Below are 18,596 nucleotides of genomic sequence, written 5' to 3'. Positions count from 1 at the left end.
CACGGCCGTCCGGTCCTGATTGATCAGGGCTTCAGGCGGTCGGATGACTCGCCCTATGGAGCCCAATATGCTGCGCATCTACAAAAGCCAGAACAGCCACCTCGTGCTTGTCGACATGATCGACGGCATCGCCCTGCCGACGCCGGCAATCTGGTACGACCTCTACAATCCATCGGCCGAGGAAACGCGGCTCGTCGAAGGCCAGCTCGGCATCGAGATCCCGACCCGCGACGAGATGCAGGAGATCGAGCTTTCCGACCGCCTCTACCAGGAGGCCGGCGCCGAATTCATGACGATGACGGCCGCCGCCAAGCTCGACAGCGATTATCCGGTCAAGGTGCCGGTGACCTTCATTCTCAAGGGCGCGACGCTGGTTACCGTGCGCCACGCGGACCCGAAGCCGTTCCAGAATTTTTCCAACCGCATCCAGAAGGCCAACGGCCAGATCTGCGAAAGCGGCGAACTGGTGATGCTCGGGCTGCTTGAGGCGATCATCGACCGTACGGCGGATGCGCTGGAGCGCGCCGGCAGCGAGGTCGACGGAATTTCGCGGGATGTGTTCCGCAAGACCAATGCCAGCGCCACCAAGAAGACGCGCGACCTGCAGTCGCTGATCGAGCAGATCGGCCAGAAGGGCGACCTTTTGACGGTCATCCGCGAAAGCCTGGTCAGCATCGGCCGGCTCGTCGCCTATCATGTGGCGCTCGAAGGCATGGGGCCGCGCAAGGCAGGCAAGGAAAGCCGGCAGCGGATCAAGCTGATCCAGCGGGACGCGACGTCGCTTGGTGATCACGCGCTGTTCCTGTCGAACAAGATCAATTTCCTGCTCGACGCGACGCTTGGCCTCATCAACCTCGAGCAGAACCAAATCATCAAGATCTTCTCGGTTGCCGCCGTCGTCTTCCTGCCGCCGACGCTGGTCGCCTCGATCTACGGCATGAACTTCGGGGTGATGCCGGAACTGCAATGGGAATTCGGCTACCCTGCGGCACTGATGCTGATGGTGATCTCGGCGATCGTGCCCTATTTTTACTTCAAGCGGCGCGGCTGGCTCTGAGCGCGCAACCTGCTGCATCGCAGCCCTGAGCGGGCACTCCGCCCAGGGCTTGCAAATTTCCATGACGAGCGAGGATGGCATGACAGCCGCCACGGGCCTGATCGACCGGCGCAGTTTCCTGAGGATGGCGGGCGCGGCCTGGGTGGCGAGCCTCGCGCCTGAGCGAGCCTTCGCCCTGACCAGGGCCGACGCCGTCTTTGCCTCGGCCTTCATGGCGCCGGACGGCAGCTATGGCGTCGCGACGCTGACGGAAGCGGGCGAGATCATCGACCGCACGGCGCTGCCGGCCCGTGCACACGGCATGGCCTATTCGCCCGTCAGCCGCCGCATCGTCGCCTTTGCCCGCAGGCCGGGCACCTATGCGATGATCCTTGCAACCGACGGCACGGCCGAGCCGATCGTGATCACCGCTGCCGACGGCCGGCATTTCTACGGCCATGGCTGCTTCTCGGCAGACGGCAAGCTGCTCTACGCCACCGAGAACGACTTTGCCGCCAATCGCGGCATGGTCGGCATCTATGACGGCAGCGACCACTTCACCCGCATCGGCGAATTCCCGACCTACGGCATCGGCCCACACGACATGACGCTGAGCGCCGACGGGAAACTGCTGGCGATTGCAAATGGCGGCATCGAGACCCATCCGGATTTTGGCCGCACCAAGCTCAATCTCGACCATATGGAGCCGAGCCTGACGCTGGTCGATACGCGAACCGGCGCGCTCGTACAGAAGCACGGTCTGCCGGATGATCTGAGCCGCCTGTCGACCCGGCATGTCGATATCGGTCCGAAGGGCGAGATCTGGTTTGCCTGCCAGTATGAGGGTGCGCGCAGCGACCTGCCGCCGCTCGTCGGCTCGTTTTCCCAGGGCGAAGACCTGAAGTTCCTGTCTCTGCCCGAGCGCACGACGGAAGCGCTGGCGAACTATGTCGGCGCCATCGCCGTCAACCGGAACGAGGGGCTGATCGGACTGACTTCGCCGAAGGGCGGCGTGGCGGTGATGCTCGATGCACGAACCGGTACCGTGCTGAAGGAAGAGCGCGTCGCCGATGCGGCGGGGGTCGCCAGTGCCGACCACGGCTTTGCCGTTTCCTCCTATGACGGCCACTTCAAGGCTAACAAGAGCCGAGTGGCCTGGGACCAGCACATCGTGCGGTTGGCTTAGGCCTAAGACGATCTCAGGCCGAAAAACGGCCGTCGCCGGAGAGTTTTGCCAGATCGTTCCAACGATAGGCGGTCTGGTCGTGGTTTTCGCCGCCGAGGCTCACCTGGCCCTGGCCAACGGCAATGGCGCCGAGATGCTCGTAGAAGCCCCGATTCGGGTTGCTGGAAAGCACCCAGGCAAAGAGCGACTTGCCGCCAAGCTCCCGGCAGTGACCGGCGACGCTGCGCACCAGTGCCGAGCCGATGCCCGCGCCCTGGAACTCTTTCAGGATGTAAAGCGCATAGAGCTCGCGGTCGAACCGCGGCGGCATCGAGCGCGCCTTGCCGTAATTGGCAAAGCCGATCACCTTGTTCGTGCTCACGTCAACCGCAACCAGATGGAAGACGTCGGCGATGCGCATGCGTCTTGCGTGGCGCAACGCCTGTTCCTCGATGCTCATGGCGTCGAGAAAGGCATCGGAAATCAGCCCGCGGAAGGTCGATCGCCAGGTTTCGACGATAACGGAGGCGATCATCATGATGTCATCCGGGCCGGCCGGCCGGATGTCGATACGTCGGAAGGTCTTCATGGCAGCTCATATAGGTGGTGCATGATGGCTTCAAAACGGCGGCCCCGCTGGAAAGACGGAAAGTCTGTTCTATCTGGCGAGATCATGAACAGAACCATCTTATACGTAGTCTTCATCGCCGCCGTTCTCGGCCTCGGCCTTCTCATCGGCACCAACAACATCCCCGGCGAATGGTACCGGTCGCTGGCAAAGCCAGCCTTCAATCCACCGGACTGGATCTTCGCGCCGGTCTGGTCGATCCTCTACGTGATGATCGGCGTTGTCGGCGCCCGCATGTTTCTCGATCATCGGCGCAGCGCCGCCATGCGCCTGTGGCTGGCGCAGATGATCCTCAACTTCCTCTGGTCGCCACTGTTCTTTGGCATGCAGGATATAGCGTCGGCGCTGATCGTGATCATCGCGCTCGTGATCGCGGTTGCCGGCTTCGTCGTCGCAAGTTGGCAACGGGATCGCATTTCAGCCCTGCTGTTCCTTCCCTATCTCGCCTGGGTTGCGTTTGCGACGGCGCTCAACAGCGCGATTTTGCTCATGAATTGAACTTGTCCGACCTTCACGACCGTGCCACTGTCCCGCGGTCATAATGATGCCGCCCGACACAAAGGCCCATGGACTGATGGACGACCGTGATCCCCCCGATTTCCGGAAGCGCATTCGCGAGAGCTTCGCGCGGCAGGCGGCAATGCGCACGATCGGAGCCGAACTGACACTTGTCGAGCAAGGCACGGTCGAAATCGAGCTGCCCTTCGACGACAAGCTGACGCAGCAGCACGGCTTCCTGCATGCCGGCGTGATCTCCGCGGCGCTCGATTCAGCCGGCACCTATGCGGCCTATTCGGTGATCGACCCGGATGCCTCGATCCTGACGATCGAGTTCAAGGTCAACCTGCTTTCGCCCGGGCGCGGCGAACGCTTCCTCTTCCGCGGCGAGGTGACAAAGCCCGGATCGACGATCATCGTTTCCGACGGTCGCGGCTATGCGATCCGCTCCGACGGACCGGCAAAGCTGATCGCCTCGATGACCGGAACGATGATGGTTGTGCGCGGACGCGAAGGGATCGAAGGATGAGTTTTGCCGTCAAGGACGTTGCCGGACACAAGGTGCTCTACGTCATGGCCGTGGATGCCGAGTACGGTCCGCACCTGAAAGGCCGGATCAAGCCGCTGATGACCGGCGTCGGGCCGGTCGAGGCGGCCGTCGTGTTGACGCGCACGCTTGCCGAACTCACCGCCGAGCGGGCCCTGCCCGATCTCGTCGTTTCGCTCGGCTCGGCGGGTGCCGCCACGCTCGAACAGACCGAAGTTTACCAGGCGGTTTCCGTCGGCTACCGCGACATGGATGCCTCGCCGCTCGGCTTCGAGAAGGGCGCAACGCCGTTTCTCGACCTTCCGGCCGTGGTGCCGCTGCCGCTACGCATCCCCGGCGTTCCGGAAGCGCGGCTTTCGACCGGCGCCAACATCGTCTCGGGCGCTGCCTATGAGACGATCGACGCCGACATGGTCGAGATGGAGACCTTCGCGGTGCTGCGCGCCTGCCAGTCCTTCGGCATTCCTTTGATTGCGCTTCGCGGCATTTCCGACGGCAAGGCCGAACTGAAGCACGTCAACGACTGGACGGAGTATCTTCACGTCATCGACGAGAAGCTTGCAAGCGTGATCGACCGGTTGGAGAATGCGGTTTCGAGCGGCGTGATCCCGCTCTAGACCCCGATGGCTTCGGGTCTGGTCGACCCAAAGCCATAAACGTGATCGATGCTCACAAGTCAGAGCGGGATGCGGGCGGAAAACCGCACGCACTTTTCCTCATCCCGCTCCAAAACCCCGGAATTGTCCGGGTGCAATTGAATCGTTGCGTCGATGGCGGGCTTTCATTAAAGGCTCGCCATGATCAAGCTTGTTTGAAGGCACCCAATGACCCAGACAGCCCATCCCGACACCGTTCTCATCGTCGACTTCGGCAGCCAGGTGACGCAGCTCATCGCCCGGCGCGTGCGCGAATCCGGTGTCTATTGCGAAATCGTGCCGTTCCAGTCGGCCGAAGAAGGTTTTCAGCGGCTGAAGCCGAAGGCCGTCATCCTTTCCGGCAGCCCGGCCTCGACGCTCGATATCGGCTCGCCGCGTGCGCCCTCGGTGATCTTCGATTCCGGCCTGCCGGTGTTCGGCATCTGCTATGGCCAGCAAACCATCTGCGCCCAGCTCGGCGGCAAGGTCGAGAGCGGCCATCACCGTGAATTCGGCCGCGCCTTCCTGGAAGTCGAAAAGGAATGCGCGCTGTTCGACGGTCTCTGGTCCCTCGGCTCGCGCCACCAGGTCTGGATGTCGCATGGCGACCGCGTCACCGCGATCCCCGAAGGCTTCGAGGTCGTCGCGACCTCCGCCAACGCCCCCTTCGCCTTCATCGCCGACGAGAAGCGCAAGTACTACGCCGTGCAGTTCCATCCGGAAGTCGTGCACACGCCCGATGGCGCCAAGCTGATTTCCAACTTCGTGCACAAGATCGCCGGCATCAAGGGCGACTGGTCGATGTCGGCCTATCGTGCCAAGGCGGTCGAGGCGATCCGCCGTCAAGTCGGTGACAAGAAGGTGATCTGCGCGCTCTCGGGCGGCGTCGACAGCTCGGTTGCGGCACTGCTGATCCATGAAGCCGTTGGCGACCAGCTCACCTGCATCCTCGTCGACCACGGCCTGATGCGCAAGGACGAGGCGAAGAACGTCGTTGCGATGTTCGAGGAGCACTACAACCTCCACCTCCTGCACGTCGACGCTTCCGACCGGTTCATCGGCGAGTTGGAAGGCCAGAGCGATCCGGAAACCAAGCGCAAGATCATCGGCCGCCTGTTCATCGAGGTGTTCGAGGAAGAGGCAAAGAAGCTCGGCGGTGCGGACTTCCTCGCCCAAGGGACGCTCTATCCCGACGTGATCGAAAGCGTCTCGTTTACCGGCGGCCCGTCGGTGACCATCAAGTCGCACCACAATGTCGGCGGCCTGCCGGAGCGCATGAACATGCAGCTCGTCGAGCCGCTGCGCGAACTCTTCAAGGACGAAGTGCGCGTGCTCGGCCGCGAACTCGGCTTGCCCGACAGCTTCATCGGCCGCCACCCCTTCCCGGGTCCGGGCCTTGCCATCCGTTGCCCGGGCGGCATCACCCGCGAGAAGCTCGAGATCCTGCGCGAAGCGGATGCGATCTATCTCGACGAAATCCGCAAGGCCGGCCTCTATGACGCCATCTGGCAGGCTTTCGCTGTGCTTCTGCCGGTGCAGACCGTCGGCGTCATGGGCGATGGCCGCACCTACGAGTTCGTCTGTGCACTTCGCGCCGTCACCTCGGTCGACGGCATGACGGCGGACTTCTACCACTACGACATGGAATTCCTCGGCCGCGCGGCGACGCGTATCATCAACGAGGTCCGCGGCATCAACCGCGTCGTCTACGACGTCACCTCGAAGCCGCCGGGCACGATCGAGTGGGAATAAACGCGCGGACGCATCTGCTGCGTCGGTGATAAAAAATGTTAAAGGGCGTGCTTCGGCGCGCCCTTTTTGCTTCCCGGCACAGTCGCGGCCCGGGTGCAGCGCTACTTCACCGCGTCGCGCATGCCATCGCGGAGTTTCCGCACCCGCTCGTTCAAATCGATCATTTCCGGCACCGTGAAGCCGGAGTTTTCCAGAAGCGCATCGGTCAGGCAGCCGGTCTTCACGTGGAGGCCGCGCCCTTTCGCGGTGAGGTGGACCTCGACCTGCCGCTCGTCGGTGACGCTGCGATGCCGCCCCAGGAAGCCGGCAGCTTCGAGCCGCTTCACAGCCGGCGTGATCGTGCTCGATTCCAGACCCAGCCGATCGGCAATCGCCGAGATCGTCAACCCATCCCTCTCCCAAAGCGTGCTCAGGACGAGATACTGCGTGTAGGTCACACCGAGCGCATCGAGCATCGGCTTGTAGACGCGGTTGATGGCGATCGACGCCGAGTAGATCGAAAAACAGAGCTGGCTGTCGAGCGGCAGCGTTGTCGGTTCGTCAGGCATTCCAACCTCCTTGTGGCGCTTTGCGGCTTCTGCCGCGAAAATAGATATCGCGATAATTAATATCTTTACAAGAAATCGGAGTCGCCGTATATGATTGTTATCGCGATAATGAATATCGCGCAAAACAACTCAACGAAGGAGACCCGAAATGCTCAAGTCCCTCATCACCGCCGCCGCTTTCGCCCTCTCCGCAAGCGCGCTGACGCCGGCCCAGGCCGCCCCCGCCACCAAGAATGTCGTGCTCGTTCACGGCGCCTTTGCCGACGGCTCCGGCTGGCAGGGCGTCTACAACATCCTGAAGAAGGACGGCTACAACGTCACCATCGTACAGAACCCGACCCTGACGCTTGCCGGCGACGTCGCGGCCACCAAGCGTGCGATCGCCGCTCAGGACGGCCCGATCGTGCTCGTCGGCCACTCCTATGGCGGCGTGGTCGTTTCGGAAGCCGGCACCGATGAGAAGGTGAAGTCTGTCGTCTACATCGCCGCCTTCGCGCCGGATAAGGGCGAGTCCGTTTCCTCGCTCATCGCCAACCCGCCGGCCGGCGCGCCCGTTCCGCCGATCCTGCCGCCGGTCGATGGTTTCCTCTCGCTCGACAAGGAAAAGTTCGCCGCCGCCTTCGCGGCCGATGTCGATCCTGAGATTGCCGCCTTCATGGCCGACTCCCAGGTCCCGTGGGGCGTCGAAGCGGCAGCCGGCGCCGTCACCGCTCCGGCCTGGAAGGAGAAGCCGAGCTTCTATCTGGTCGCGACCGACGACCACATGATCCCGCCGGCCGCCCAGCGCCAGATGGCAAAACGCGCGGGCTCCACCGTGGTCGAAACATCCGGCAGCCACGCCATCTACGTCTCGAAGCCGGAAGCGGTCGCCAAGCTGATCGAGCAGGCAGCGCAGGCGAGCGAATAAGCGATATCAACCGGCAACGAAGGCAAAAGGGCGAAGCGCGACGCGTCGCCCTTTTGCTTGTCCCGAAGACAATCCGGAAGATCCTGGTGGACGCCATTGCCGGCCCTGTTGCCGCCAGATCTTTGGTTAGAATTTCTGACCGCCCCATGCTCGATCGGCACCTCGATCGAACGGGTCGCCCTTTCTATCTTCTGTCTCACCGGCGCTCAGGCCCAACGCCCGAGCCGGACTCAAACAGAAACGCACCTTTCGAAAGGGCATATCCATGGAAAATGTTCACGGAAAAGTCGTGGCCGTGACCGGCGCAAGCAGCGGCATCGGCGAAGCCGCTGCGAAGCTGCTGGCGGCTGCCGGAGCCAAGGTCGTGATTGGCGCACGCCGGTCCGACCGGCTGGAACGCATCGCCGGCGAAATCGCCGGCGCCGGCGGCGAGGTCCGCTTTCGCGTGCTCGACGTTACCGACCGCGGCGACGTCGCCGCCTTCGCCCGCTTTGCCCAGGCCGAATTCGGCCGCCTCGATGTCATCGTCAACAATGCCGGCGTGATGCCGCTGTCGCCGCTGGCAGCGCTCAAGGTCGACGAGTGGGACCGCATGGTCGACGTGAACATCAAGGGTGTGCTCTACGGTATCGCCGCGGCCCTGCCGATCATGAGCGCGCAAGGGGACGGGCAGATCATCAACATCTCCTCGATCGGCGGCCATTCCGTGTCGCCGACGGCCGCCGTCTATTGCGCCACCAAGTTCGCCGTCCGGGCGATCTCGGACGGCCTGAGGCAGGAGACCGACCGCATCCGCGTTACCGTCATCTCGCCCGGAACGACGACCTCCGAACTCGCCTATACGATCAGCGATTTGACCGCACGAGAAACCATGAAGGAATGGCGGGCCGTCTGCATCAGTCCTGACGCCATCGCGTCGTCGATCGCCTACGCCATCGGACAGCCCGACGATGTCGACGTCAGCGAGATCATCGTGCGCCCGACGGCGAGCCCGCATTGAGGCAATGTGCTCCGGGGATCAAAGCGACTGAAGGCACGCCTCGAGCGTGCCTTTTCGTTCTGCAGCAGCATTCAAATCAATAGCGTTGACTAATCAATTAGTATCCGCTATTTATTTATCCATGATGATCGAAACCGCTCCCATCACCGCCGTCATGCGCGCCCTTGCCGATCCGACCAGGCGCGCCGTGTTCGAGCGCATCGCCAATGCCGACGAGATCACCGTCGTTGAACTGACGCGCGGCAGCGGCGTGACGCAGGGCGCGGTTTCGCAGCACCTCAAGTCGCTGAAACAGGCGGGTCTCGTCGCCGAGCGTCCGGAGGGCCGCAACGTCTATTACCGCGCCGAGCCCGAGGGCCTGGCGCCGCTCGTCGACTGGATGAGCCACTACGGCACCTTCTGGCGTGACCGCTTCGCCAATCTGCGCACCCTTCTCAAGGAGATCGATCCATGACCGACGCAGCAGCCTTGAAACTCGAGACCCAGGATATCGTCGTCGACGAGGTCTTTCCGCATACGCCCGAGACGATCTGGAGGACACTGACCAACGGCGAATTGATGGGCCGATGGATCATGCCGCCGACCGGCTTCCAACCGGTGGAAGGCACCCATTTCACCTTCCGGACGACGCCCGCCGGCGCATGGGACGGGACCATCCGTTGCCAGGTGCTGGAGGTGCGCCCGCATGAGCGTTTCGTCTACTCCTGGAAAGGTGGCGACGAAGGCAACAGCGGCTATGGCTCGCGTCTCGATACGGTCGTCACCTGGACGCTGACGAAGGTCGACAACGGCACCCGCCTCCGGCTCGTTCATTCCGGCTTCGTCACGCCGAAGAACGACAGCGCCTATGCCAACATGAGCAATGGCTGGCCGAAGGTCCTGTCGCGGCTCGGCACCATTACCGACGAACAGCATTGAAGCCCAGGCCGGGTCGCCATAGCGATCCGGCCCCCCCGAAACAGGCAAAGTGATTGGTCGGCGTCGCCCTCGCAGCCACGCGAAAGGCTTTGCCGTGCCCGAGACTGGAGCGAATGTATGAGCAAGTCCTATATCGGCGGATGCGCCTGCGGCGCGATCCGCTACGAGATCTCAGGAGAACCGGTCTTCTCCAACGACTGCCAGTGCCGTGATTGCCAGCACGAAAGCGGGACCGGGCACGGATCGCATATGACGTTCCGCCGCGAGGGCGTGAAGCTCGAAGGTCAGGCCTCGCATTGGGACATGGTCGCCGACAGCGGCCATGTGAAGACGCGCGGCTTCTGCCCCAGCTGCGGCTCTCCGGTCTACATGACCTTCTCAGCCATGCCGGAGTTCTTCAGCGTTCGCGCTGCAAGCCTCGACGATCCCAGCCGTTACAGACCGCAAGCGGTGACCTACGCCGTGCGCGGCCTTGCCTGGGACCGCCTCGATCCGAATTTGCAGAAATTTGGCCGGATGCCGACGGAGTAGCGAAACAACAGCGTCAGCCAACGGGTGAAGTCTTCCATTCCCCGCCGGATGTCCTTGGCATTGTCAGCCGGCATCCCCATCTCCGGTCGAGACCACATGTCGTGGCGCGCGACCCGGGCGGCGGAGGGTACCATGTCGTCGAACCAATTCGCATTCGATCTCGGCTGTCCCCAGCCAGCGCCGGCAATCGACATCCTCTACTTCGCGCTGCTTCCGGACGAGCCGGCTGCCACGAAGGCACTGGCGATTGCCGAAAGGGATTTCGCCGACCAGATGGCGGATGGCTTCATCTATCGGCCCGATCGCCTGCACGTCTCTGTCGACAAGCGTTGGCAGGGCCGCGGCTTGCCCGACTTCGCGGTTGCGGATGCGCTGCGGCAGGGTGACCGCGTCGACGTGCCAGCGGTCGAGATCCGCCTCGACAGGTTGGTCAGCAACGGCAATGGCCGCGACCGGCCGCGCGCCCTGACGACGCGCGACGCCGCGCCGGGCTTCAGCGCGCTGGTCCGGCAGATCGAGGCGCTCAAACGCCCGCTCATGGCAATCCCCCATATGACGCTCTACCGGAACGATCGGGTCGCGCCGGATCTCCGCGTTTCCGAACCGGTCTCCTGGGTGGCGCGCGAACTCGTTCTGATCCATGCCCGCCAGGGGGCGGGCTCTACGAAGATCCTCGCCCGCTGGCCGCTATTGCCGTCGCGCTGAAGTCCAGGCGGAAGGTAGCCGTACACCTTGGTGATGTGCCAGCCCGGCTCCGACGGGGAGCCCCCCTTACGCGGGCGGAATGAAGGGCTGGCTGATCGTCTGGAACACCGGAAGCGCTTCAAGCATGTCCGCATGCGCCTGCAGACGCGGATAGCGCCCCATCGCGACCAGATCGGGATGCACCTCCTTGAGGAAGCGCAACACGGCCGCAACGGCGATATCCACATGGCCGATGCGCTCGCCGAACCAATAGGCGCCCGTGCTTTGCGCGCGGCTCGTTTCGAGCACTTGAAGCGTCTCTTCGATCTGGCGGCGGCAGCGGTCGACCCAGAGTGCCGAGACCGCCCCGTGCAACCGCTTCTCGTAGAACAGGCTGACGGCCTTGTCGCCGAGGCCCGTGGCAAGCGTCGCGATTCTCAGCACCCGGTGGCGCGCCGGTTCCGTTCGCGGGAACAGGACCCGGTCGTCGGAAACGAGACTGTCGAGATAATCGAGAATGATATGGCTGTCGGTAAGCACCGTCCCATCGTCCAGCACCAGCGTCGGCACGCGCGTCAGCGGATTGTAGGCCCGAAGCTCGTCGGCATTGCCGAAGGACGACCAGGGACGGTGTTCGAACGGGATGTCGTAAAGGCTGAGCGCGATGCCCACGCGTCGCACGAAGGGGGAGTCATATTGGCCGATCAGGATCATCTTGCTGTCTCCCACCTGTGCTGGATGCTTCACGGAACAATAGGCCTGCCGATCATGTCAAAGCCAGAGCGACGTCGGCGCAACCCGAAACCGCACCCTAGTTCTTAGCGACTTGCGGAGCGCCTTGGGAATGCCGATAAGCGCGACCAACGAACGATACGGGAGGAGCCCATGGACGTTTCCGAAATCATCATCGCCGGCGATACGCCCGGTATCGAATGGCGCCTGCCGGTTTTCCGTTTCAAGGGCAGAACGGCCGCTGCACCGAAGACCTACATCCAGGCGGCGCTGCACGCCAACGAACTGCCGGGCACCGCACTTGCCCATTTCCTGCTGCAGCGGCTGCAGCAGGCGGAGAAAGACGGCGCCATCCTCGGCGACATCACCGTCGTGCCCCAGGCAAATCCGATCGGCACCGCGCAGTCGCATTTCGGCGAGTTGCAGGGCCGCTTCGACCTCGGCTCACGCACGAACTTCAACCGTGATTTTCCGCTGATCACGCTTGGCGACCGTGACCGGCTGATCGACGATCTCGACCGCTACTCGGCGACGGATCGGCTGAAACGGCAGCTGCTGCATATGGCGCTCGGCGCCGACCTGATGCTCGATCTTCATTGCGACGACGAGGCGCTGCAATACGCCTATATCGACGACGCCTTCTGGCCGGAAGCGGGCGACCTCGCCTCGGCGCTCGATATGGAGGCGGTCTTCCTTTCGGACGGCGAAAGCTCCGCCTTCGAGGAGGCTGTCGCCTATGCCTGGAAATACGAAACCGGGCAGAAGAAGACACGCCTGCCGGGACGCCTCTCGGTGACGGTCGAGCTTCGCGGCACGCGCGACGTCTATCCGGAGCTTGCTCGCAAGGATGCCGTAGGGGTCTTCCGCTTCCTCGTCGCCCGCGGCGTCATTACCGGTGACGAAGAAACAATTGCACCCTTCGCTGGCATCATCGCACCGCTCGACAACATCGAGATGATCCGGGCCCCTGAGGCCGGCGCCATCCTGTTCCACCGGGATATCGGCGAGAGCGTGAAGGCGGGCGATCTGCTCGCAACGATCCTTACGCGCCCCGGCCAGGCGGACGGCGCCCTCGAGGTGCGCGCGCCGCAGGACGGGCTGATTGTCACCCGCGTCTCGACCCGCCTTGCACGCCGGCGCTCGGACTTGATGAAGATCGCCTGCGCTGCGCCGTCGAGCGCCGGGCGCAAACCCGGGTCGCTCGAAGCCTAGGACTTGGGATTGAATGTTCAAGCGGCCGTCACGCCCCCGTGGCGGCCGTCATCTTTGGGCTGTCGAGCAGAATGGTCGAGCGCAACGTCTTGATCTCGGCGATCTGCTCGAATTCGCTCCAGAGCAGGCGTTTGTAATCCGCGACGTCGCGCACCGCGATCTTCAGAAGAAAATCGAAATCGCCGGCGACCGTGTGGCATTCCACCACCTCCGGCATGCGCGACACCAGCTCGATGAAGCGCTGGCCGACCTTGCTTGCGGTGCGCTCCAGCGTCACCTCGACGAAGGCCTGGAAGCCGATGCCGGCTGCCTTCGGATCGACGACCACCGTCTGGCGGATGACGCCGGCCGCATAGAGCCGGGCAAGGCGGCGCGACAACGGCGCCGGCGAGAGCCCGACTCTCGCCGCCAGCGCGTTGTTGCTGAGCGATGCATCCTCCACCAGAAGGCGGATGATCCGCCGGTCGATCTGATCCAGTTCCACCGCCATCTTCTCGACCATCATCGCCCCCAACGCTTCGATTTCGGCTTCAGGAAATATGCCGCAGCACGCAAATCAGCAAATGAATTGCAGAATTTTGCGCAAATAGCACGCTGTCGATATTGTCTCTGTGGCAAATATCGCATCGATTTTGCGCTTGCGCTGACTTAAGAAGAAAGCCGCAGGGCAGCCGGAGGAACGGCGGCCGGCAGGCTTTCTCGACCGATAACGCATCGCTGCCACTCAAGGGGGAATTTCCGGCATGTTCGACGCTCTGACCCGCCAACCCGATGATCCGTTGCTGGCCCTGATCGGGCTTTACCGCAAGGACGAGCGCCCCGGAAAGGTCGATCTCGGCGTCGGCGTCTACCGCGACGAAACCGGCCACACCCCGATCTTTCGCGCCGTCAAGGCAGCGGAGAAGCGCCTGCTCGAAACGCAGGACAGCAAGTCCTATGTCGGCCCCGAGGGCGATCTCGTCTTTATCGATCATCTCTGGACGCTGGTCGGTGGCGATACCATCGATCGCAGCCATATCGCCGGCGTGCAGACGCCGGGCGGTTCCGGCGCTCTCCGGCTCGCGGCCGACCTTATCCACCAGATGGGCGGCAAGCGCATCTGGATCGGGCTGCCGAGCTGGCCAAACCATGCCAGCATCTTCAAGACCGCTGGCCTTGAGCCCGCCGGTTACCCGTTCTTCGACGTGCCGACGCAAACCGTGCTCTTCGACACCATGATAACGGCGCTCCAGAGCGCTGCCGCCGGCGACGCCGTGCTGCTGCATGCGAGCTGCCACAACCCGACGGGCGGCGTCATCACGCAAGCGCAGTGGATGGAGCTTGCCGCCGTCATCGCCGAGCGCGGCCTGCTGCCGCTCGTCGACCTTGCCTACCAGGGCTTCGGCCGCGGTCTCGACGAGGATGTCGCCGGTCTCCGCCACCTGATCGGCGTCGTTCCGGAAGCGCTGGTTGCCGTTTCCTGCTCCAAGTCCTTCGGGCTCTATCGCGAGCGCGCCGGCGCGATCTTCGCGGTGACGGCCTCCTCGTCTTCGGCCGATACGGTCCGCTCCAACCTCGCCGGCCTTGCCCGCACCAGCTACTCGATGCCGCCGGATCACGGTGCTGCAATCGTGCGGATGATCCTTTCCGACGCCGAGCTCAAGCGTGACTGGCAAGCAGAACTCGAAACCATGCGGCTGCGCATCACCAACATCCGCCGCGCGCTCGCCGAAGGCTTGCGCGATCGCTGGCAGGCGCTCGGCGCCGTCGCCAGCCAGGAAGGCATGTTCTCGCTGCTTCCGCTTGCCGAGGCCGACGTCATGCGGCTTCGGAACGAGCACGGCATCTACATGCCCGGTTCCGGCCGCATCAACATTGCCGGCCTGAAGACGGCGGAAGTCGACGGCGTCATCGCCAACTTCAAGAACCTCTGAGGACCATGATGGCCGAGCACAGCATCGACGCGACAGAAACCCCGACTGAACGCCATCGCCTCTACGAGGATGCGCTGGCGATCCTGACGGGCACGCTGATCATGTCGCTCGGCATCATCATCTACAGCAAGGCGATGCTGCTCACGGGCAGCACGTCGGGCCTGGCACTGCTTCTGCAATATGCGACCGGCGCCGAGTTCTGGCTGGTCTTTTCGCTCGTCAACCTGCCCTTCTACGTCCTGGCGGTCAAACGGCTCGGCTGGATGTTTGCACTGCGCACCTTCATCGCCGTCAGCCTCGTCTCGCTGTTTTCTCGGCTGACGGCCGGCTGGGTGGAGATCGCCCGGCTTGACCCGATCTATGCGGCGGTTGTCGGCGGCGGGCTGATGGGCATGGGCCTGTTGATCCTCTTTCGCCATCGCACCGGGCTTGGCGGCATCAACATCGTCGCGATCTATCTCCAGGAAAGGTTCGGCGTCCGTGCCGGCTATTTCCAGCTGGCGGTCGATCTCACCATTCTGGCTGCCGCCTTCTTCGTGTTGCCGCCATCGAACCTGGTGCTCTCGGTGATCGGGGCCGCTGTCGTCAACATGACGCTGGCGATCAATCACAAGCCGGGACGCTACGCCGGCGTGACCTGACGCAAGGTCTCGGTCTTCCCTCCCGCGCATCGGGCGGCTATCACTCCTGCCACGCTTTGAAATTGCGCGATTCCCAGCGGCGCGGCCGTTCGGAATTGCTCGCTGCGGCTGGAGCATGGGAATGACGGTTACGATTTACGGCATCAAGAACTGCGACACGATGAAGAAGGCCCGCACCTGGCTCGACGGCCGGGGCATCGCCTATCGCTTCCACGACTATAAGGCCGAGGCCATCGACCGCCCGCATCTCGAGCGCTGGTGCAAGGAGGCCGGATGGGAAACGGTGCTGAACCGCGCCGGCACGACTTTCCGCAAGCTCGACGAGGCCGACAGGCAGGGCCTCGACGAACAGAAGGCGATTGCGCTGATGCTCGCCCAGCCCTCGATGATCAAGCGTCCGGTGCTCGAAGCGGACGGCAATCTGCTGATCGGCTTCAAGCCGGACCTCTACGAGGCCGTACTCGCCAAAGCCTGACCCCCATTTGGAGCGACGACGATGTCGAAGACCACGCGCGCCACGCAGATGCTTTCGAAGGCCGGTGTCACCTTCAGCGTGCATGCCTATGACTATGATCCCAATGCGGAGCGCGTCGGCCTGCAGGCGGCCGAGGCGCTCGGCGAGGATCCGAGCCGGGTGCTGAAGACGCTGATGGCTGAAGTCGACGGCAAGCCGGTCTGCTGCGTCGTTCCCTCGGATCGTGAGGTCAGCATGAAGAAGCTCGCCGCCGCCTTCGGCGGCAAGTCGGCGGCGATGATGAAGCCGGCGGATGCCGAGCGGCTGACCGGTTACCATGTCGGCGGCATCAGCCCGTTCGGCCAGAAAAAACACGTGCCGACGGCAATCGAGGAGGCCGCACTTGCCGAAGTGCAGGTCTACATCAATGGCGGACAGCGCGGTCTGCAGGTGCGGCTTGCACCCCGCGACGCCCAGGCCACGCTAAAGGCGATCGCCGCACCGCTCATCGCCTGAGGCGCTGCCATCAAAATATCACAGATGCCTTATACGAGCCGCTGATGCGGGGACGAAATGTGCAATTTTTGCATGCACGCCCGCCTTCGAACGGCGTCGGGTCTCTCACATGGCATTTGCAAGATTTCCCAGCGCGAAGCGTCTTTTGAAGCGCCTCGCCGTCGGCACGGCTGCGCTCGTCGCGGCCCTGGTCATCTACCTCGTCGGTCTTCAGTGGACCGGCAATTTCCATACGCTCGTGGCCGGTGAGGTCTACCGTTCGGCACAGCCGACGCCGGAGGCGATCGCCGCCTATTCCAAGGCCTACGGCATCCGCACCATTCTCAACCTGCGCGGCGAAAAGCCGGACGAGCGCTGGTATCGCGATGAGGTTGCCGCCGCCGAGCGCAACGGTATCCGGCTCATCAACTTCCCCATGTCCGCTTCGGCCGAGATCGACCGCAAGGAAACCGACGCGCTGATGGCGATCCTCAGGGACGCGCCAAAGCCGCTTCTGATCCACTGCAAGGCCGGCGCCGACCGCACCGGCCTCGTCTCGACGATCTACCTGCAGCAGATCGCAGGGGTCGACGAGGAAACGGCCGAGTGGCAGCTTTCGCCGCTCTATGGACACGTGGCCATTCCCTATCTCTCCGGCACCTTCGCCATGGACGAGACCTGGGAAGCGCTGGAGAAGTCGTTCGGGCTGAGCAGCTAGGCGACGACGGCGTCCTAGATTGACGCTCGTTCCGTCGGGGTCCCTCATCCGGCCTGCCGGCCACCTTCTCCCCGCGAGCGGGGCGAAGGAGACGCATGGTCCCGTTCGTCTCAGCAACGACGACCTCCCTCTCCTGTGACGGCTCCGGTCGGCGGCGCTACGAACAGCACGCCAGCACGCCCCCTCTCCCCCCTGCAGGAAGAGCGCTAAGGTGAGGGGTAACTTGCCTGGAAGGCGCTATCCGATCGTTCGCCGGTACCCTGTTTGAGAACTGACGTGCTCTACCTGAGCTTCGCCAGCAGCCCCGCGAGCTGCCGCGCCTCCGCTTCTGTCAGCCGGGCGCCGACATGGGCCTCTATCGAAGGCCCATAAGTCTGCCACATGCGCACGCGCAGCGCCCTTCCGGCCTCGGTGACGACAACCCATTGGCCGCGACCGTCGGCGTCGAAGGCTTCGCGACGGACCAACCCCTCTTTGACCAGGCGATCGATCAGGCGCGACAAGTTATACTGCGCGAGCAAGGTGCGCGCCTCGATCTCGAAGGGCCGCAGCCGGCCGTCTTCGGCCTGAACCAGTTCCCACAACACGTCGTACCAGCCAAGCGGTGGCAGGCTGGCCCCCTTGAAATCGGCCTCGATCCGAGCAAGCACGCATTCCCGTGCGCGCATCAGGCCGATCCAGGCCGCGGTCGTTTCGGGGCCAGGGCCCTTCTCGTCGATTTTCGTCTCTTTGCTCATAGATGCAATTACATCCATCTTGAAAGTCGAAGCAAGCCCACATACATGCATATGCATCTACTTTACCTCAACCGGGAGATTGCCATGCTTACCCTCGTCAGCCACCATCTCTGCCCCTATGTGCAGCGTGCCTCGATCGCGCTCGACGAAAAAGGCGTTCGCTTCGAGCGGACCTATATCGACCTCAAGGCCAAGCCCTACTGGTTCCTGAAAATCTCGCCGCTCGGCAAGGTGCCGCTGTTGCAGGTGCCGCAGCAGAGCGGCGAAAAGGTACTGTTTGAAAGCTCCGTCATCGCCGAATATGTCGAGGAAAGCCAAGCCGGCCCGAAGCTTCACCCCGAAGATGCGCTGGAGCGCGCCCGTCATCGCGGCTGGATGGAATTCGGCTCGTCGATCCTTTCGGATCTCTGGGGCTTCGAGACTGCTCAGGACCGGGAAACCTACGAACAGAAACGCCAGGCGGTGGCCGGCAAACTTGTGACCATGGAAGCGGCACTTGGCGAAGGTCCCTACTTTGCCGGTACACAATTTTCGCTCGTCGATGCGGTCTTCGCACCGATCTTCCGTTACTTCGATCTCTTCGACACGCTTGCAGATCACGGCATTTTCGACGGACTCGATCGTGTCGGCGCCTGGCGCAAGGCGCTCGCCGAGCGGCCGAGCGTCAAGGCGGCCGTGACGCCGGATTACGGTGAGCGGCTGATGACCTTCCTCAGGGAGCACGACGCCTACCTGCTGCGCGCCGGACAGGCATAGCGAAGAGCGCGAGATCACGCCGTCCTTCAGTTTGGCGCGCGCCTGCTCTATGACAGGGCGCAAGCCATGCTGGAGGAGCGCCTTGTGAC

General features: G+C 63.4%; 25 protein-coding genes. 19 read left to right on the top strand and 6 right to left on the bottom strand.

Annotated elements, in window-relative coordinates:
* The first annotated feature begins 67 nt into the window (after nucleotides 1-67).
* Entirely contained in the window at nucleotides 68-1,057 is a 990-nt protein-coding gene (locus ASD63_RS14545) for a magnesium transporter CorA family protein (protein WP_034805161.1), read from the top strand.
* A gap of 79 nt (nucleotides 1,058-1,136) precedes the next feature.
* Nucleotides 1,137-2,222, top strand: a complete 1,086-nt coding sequence (locus tag ASD63_RS14540) for a DUF1513 domain-containing protein (RefSeq protein ID WP_034805176.1) — start codon at nucleotides 1,137-1,139, stop codon at nucleotides 2,220-2,222.
* Between the two features lie 13 nt (nucleotides 2,223-2,235).
* On the opposite strand, the gene ASD63_RS14535 is transcribed toward ASD63_RS14540, so the two are convergent.
* Nucleotides 2,236-2,790 carry a GNAT family N-acetyltransferase gene (locus tag ASD63_RS14535; protein WP_034804517.1) on the bottom strand — a complete coding sequence of 185 codons (555 nt, stop codon included), beginning with the start codon at nucleotides 2,788-2,790 and terminating at the stop codon, nucleotides 2,236-2,238.
* 84 nt (nucleotides 2,791-2,874) lie between these two features.
* On the opposite strand from ASD63_RS14535, the gene ASD63_RS14530 reads away from it, so the two are divergent.
* From ASD63_RS14530 to guaA, 4 genes are all read left to right on the top strand, one after another.
* Entirely contained in the window at nucleotides 2,875-3,327 is a 453-nt protein-coding gene (locus tag ASD63_RS14530; protein WP_034804520.1) for a TspO/MBR family protein, read from the top strand.
* Between the two features lie 76 nt (nucleotides 3,328-3,403).
* Nucleotides 3,404-3,856 (top strand): PaaI family thioesterase, encoded by a 453-nt coding sequence (locus tag ASD63_RS14525; RefSeq protein ID WP_034805179.1) that lies wholly within the window; start codon nucleotides 3,404-3,406, stop codon nucleotides 3,854-3,856.
* Entirely contained in the window at nucleotides 3,853-4,491 is a 639-nt protein-coding gene (locus ASD63_RS14520; RefSeq protein WP_034804523.1) for a 5'-methylthioadenosine/S-adenosylhomocysteine nucleosidase, read from the top strand. The genes ASD63_RS14525 and ASD63_RS14520 overlap by 4 nt, the downstream gene beginning before the upstream one ends.
* Before the next feature lie 207 nt (nucleotides 4,492-4,698).
* The gene (guaA, locus tag ASD63_RS14515) at nucleotides 4,699-6,261 is read left to right on the top strand and encodes a glutamine-hydrolyzing GMP synthase (RefSeq protein ID WP_034804526.1); all 1,563 of its coding nucleotides are present in this window, start codon (nucleotides 4,699-4,701) and stop codon (nucleotides 6,259-6,261) included.
* Nucleotides 6,262-6,362: 101 nt separating this feature from the next.
* On the opposite strand, the gene ASD63_RS14510 is transcribed toward guaA, so the two are convergent.
* Nucleotides 6,363-6,809 (bottom strand): MarR family transcriptional regulator, encoded by a 447-nt coding sequence (locus tag ASD63_RS14510; RefSeq protein ID WP_034804530.1) that lies wholly within the window; start codon nucleotides 6,807-6,809, stop codon nucleotides 6,363-6,365.
* A gap of 148 nt (nucleotides 6,810-6,957) precedes the next feature.
* On the opposite strand from ASD63_RS14510, the gene ASD63_RS14505 reads away from it, so the two are divergent.
* From ASD63_RS14505 to ASD63_RS14480, 6 genes are all read left to right on the top strand, one after another.
* Nucleotides 6,958-7,716 carry an alpha/beta hydrolase gene (locus ASD63_RS14505; protein WP_034804533.1) on the top strand — a complete coding sequence of 253 codons (759 nt, stop codon included), beginning with the start codon at nucleotides 6,958-6,960 and terminating at the stop codon, nucleotides 7,714-7,716.
* Between the two features lie 265 nt (nucleotides 7,717-7,981).
* Nucleotides 7,982-8,716, top strand: coding sequence for an SDR family oxidoreductase (locus tag ASD63_RS14500; protein WP_034804536.1), 735 nt, complete (start codon nucleotides 7,982-7,984; stop codon nucleotides 8,714-8,716).
* A 124-nt stretch (nucleotides 8,717-8,840) separates the two neighbouring features.
* Nucleotides 8,841-9,170, top strand: coding sequence for a metalloregulator ArsR/SmtB family transcription factor (locus ASD63_RS14495; RefSeq protein ID WP_034805182.1), 330 nt, complete (start codon nucleotides 8,841-8,843; stop codon nucleotides 9,168-9,170).
* A complete protein-coding gene (locus ASD63_RS14490; RefSeq protein ID WP_034804539.1) occupies nucleotides 9,167-9,634 on the top strand; it encodes an SRPBCC domain-containing protein in 468 nt (155 codons plus the stop codon). Before ASD63_RS14495 ends, ASD63_RS14490 begins: the two co-directional genes overlap by 4 nt.
* Nucleotides 9,635-9,751: 117 nt before the next feature.
* Nucleotides 9,752-10,165 carry a GFA family protein gene (locus tag ASD63_RS14485; RefSeq protein ID WP_034804542.1) on the top strand — a complete coding sequence of 138 codons (414 nt, stop codon included), beginning with the start codon at nucleotides 9,752-9,754 and terminating at the stop codon, nucleotides 10,163-10,165.
* Between the two features lie 132 nt (nucleotides 10,166-10,297).
* Complete coding sequence (locus tag ASD63_RS14480) at nucleotides 10,298-10,870, top strand: hypothetical protein (RefSeq protein WP_034804545.1); 573 nt, start codon at nucleotides 10,298-10,300, stop codon at nucleotides 10,868-10,870.
* A gap of 66 nt (nucleotides 10,871-10,936) precedes the next feature.
* Here the strand turns inward: ASD63_RS14480 and ASD63_RS14475 are convergent, their stop codons facing one another.
* Entirely contained in the window at nucleotides 10,937-11,563 is a 627-nt protein-coding gene (locus tag ASD63_RS14475) for a glutathione S-transferase family protein (RefSeq protein WP_034804548.1), read from the bottom strand.
* 171 nt (nucleotides 11,564-11,734) lie between these two features.
* Between ASD63_RS14475 and ASD63_RS14470 the strand changes: the two genes are divergently transcribed.
* Nucleotides 11,735-12,793, top strand: coding sequence for a succinylglutamate desuccinylase/aspartoacylase family protein (locus ASD63_RS14470; protein WP_034804552.1), 1,059 nt, complete (start codon nucleotides 11,735-11,737; stop codon nucleotides 12,791-12,793).
* Between the two features lie 28 nt (nucleotides 12,794-12,821).
* On the opposite strand, the gene ASD63_RS14465 is transcribed toward ASD63_RS14470, so the two are convergent.
* Both ASD63_RS14465 and ASD63_RS35470 read right to left on the bottom strand, forming a co-directional pair.
* Nucleotides 12,822-13,298, bottom strand: coding sequence for an Lrp/AsnC family transcriptional regulator (locus ASD63_RS14465; RefSeq protein WP_034804555.1), 477 nt, complete (start codon nucleotides 13,296-13,298; stop codon nucleotides 12,822-12,824).
* Between the two features lie 25 nt (nucleotides 13,299-13,323).
* Nucleotides 13,324-13,521 carry a hypothetical protein gene (locus ASD63_RS35470; protein WP_143106249.1) on the bottom strand — a complete coding sequence of 66 codons (198 nt, stop codon included), beginning with the start codon at nucleotides 13,519-13,521 and terminating at the stop codon, nucleotides 13,324-13,326.
* Nucleotides 13,522-13,536: 15 nt separating this feature from the next.
* Between ASD63_RS35470 and tatA the strand changes: the two genes are divergently transcribed.
* The 5 genes from tatA to ASD63_RS14440 all read left to right on the top strand — a co-directional run bounded on the left by tatA (nucleotide 13,537) and on the right by ASD63_RS14440 (nucleotide 17,014).
* A complete protein-coding gene (gene tatA, locus ASD63_RS14460) occupies nucleotides 13,537-14,706 on the top strand; it encodes a tyrosine aminotransferase (RefSeq protein ID WP_034804559.1) in 1,170 nt (389 codons plus the stop codon).
* 8 nt (nucleotides 14,707-14,714) lie between these two features.
* On the top strand, nucleotides 14,715-15,347 hold the full coding sequence (locus ASD63_RS14455; RefSeq protein WP_034804562.1) for a YitT family protein: 633 nt from the start codon (nucleotides 14,715-14,717) through the stop codon (nucleotides 15,345-15,347).
* A gap of 121 nt (nucleotides 15,348-15,468) precedes the next feature.
* The gene (locus tag ASD63_RS14450) at nucleotides 15,469-15,822 is read left to right on the top strand and encodes an ArsC family reductase (RefSeq protein ID WP_034804565.1); all 354 of its coding nucleotides are present in this window, start codon (nucleotides 15,469-15,471) and stop codon (nucleotides 15,820-15,822) included.
* Between the two features lie 21 nt (nucleotides 15,823-15,843).
* Nucleotides 15,844-16,317, top strand: a complete 474-nt coding sequence (gene ybaK, locus ASD63_RS14445) for a Cys-tRNA(Pro) deacylase (RefSeq protein ID WP_034804568.1) — start codon at nucleotides 15,844-15,846, stop codon at nucleotides 16,315-16,317.
* 109 nt (nucleotides 16,318-16,426) lie between these two features.
* On the top strand, nucleotides 16,427-17,014 hold the full coding sequence (locus tag ASD63_RS14440; protein ID WP_051659676.1) for a dual specificity protein phosphatase family protein: 588 nt from the start codon (nucleotides 16,427-16,429) through the stop codon (nucleotides 17,012-17,014).
* A 281-nt stretch (nucleotides 17,015-17,295) separates the two neighbouring features.
* Here the strand turns inward: ASD63_RS14440 and ASD63_RS14435 are convergent, their stop codons facing one another.
* Nucleotides 17,296-17,751: a MarR family winged helix-turn-helix transcriptional regulator gene (locus ASD63_RS14435; RefSeq protein WP_234798719.1), complete on the bottom strand. Its 456-nt coding sequence runs from the start codon at nucleotides 17,749-17,751 to the stop codon at nucleotides 17,296-17,298.
* A gap of 84 nt (nucleotides 17,752-17,835) precedes the next feature.
* Between ASD63_RS14435 and ASD63_RS14430 the strand changes: the two genes are divergently transcribed.
* A complete protein-coding gene (locus ASD63_RS14430; RefSeq protein WP_234798718.1) occupies nucleotides 17,836-18,507 on the top strand; it encodes a glutathione S-transferase family protein in 672 nt (223 codons plus the stop codon).
* Nucleotides 18,508-18,596 lie beyond the last annotated feature (89 nt).

The organism is Ensifer sp. Root558 (assembly GCF_001427045.1).
In the GTDB taxonomy this organism is placed as follows: domain Bacteria; phylum Pseudomonadota; class Alphaproteobacteria; order Rhizobiales; family Rhizobiaceae; genus Ensifer; species Ensifer adhaerens.
Note: the sequence above shows the minus strand (reverse complement) of the source record. Positions and strands in the feature narration are given on the sequence as shown.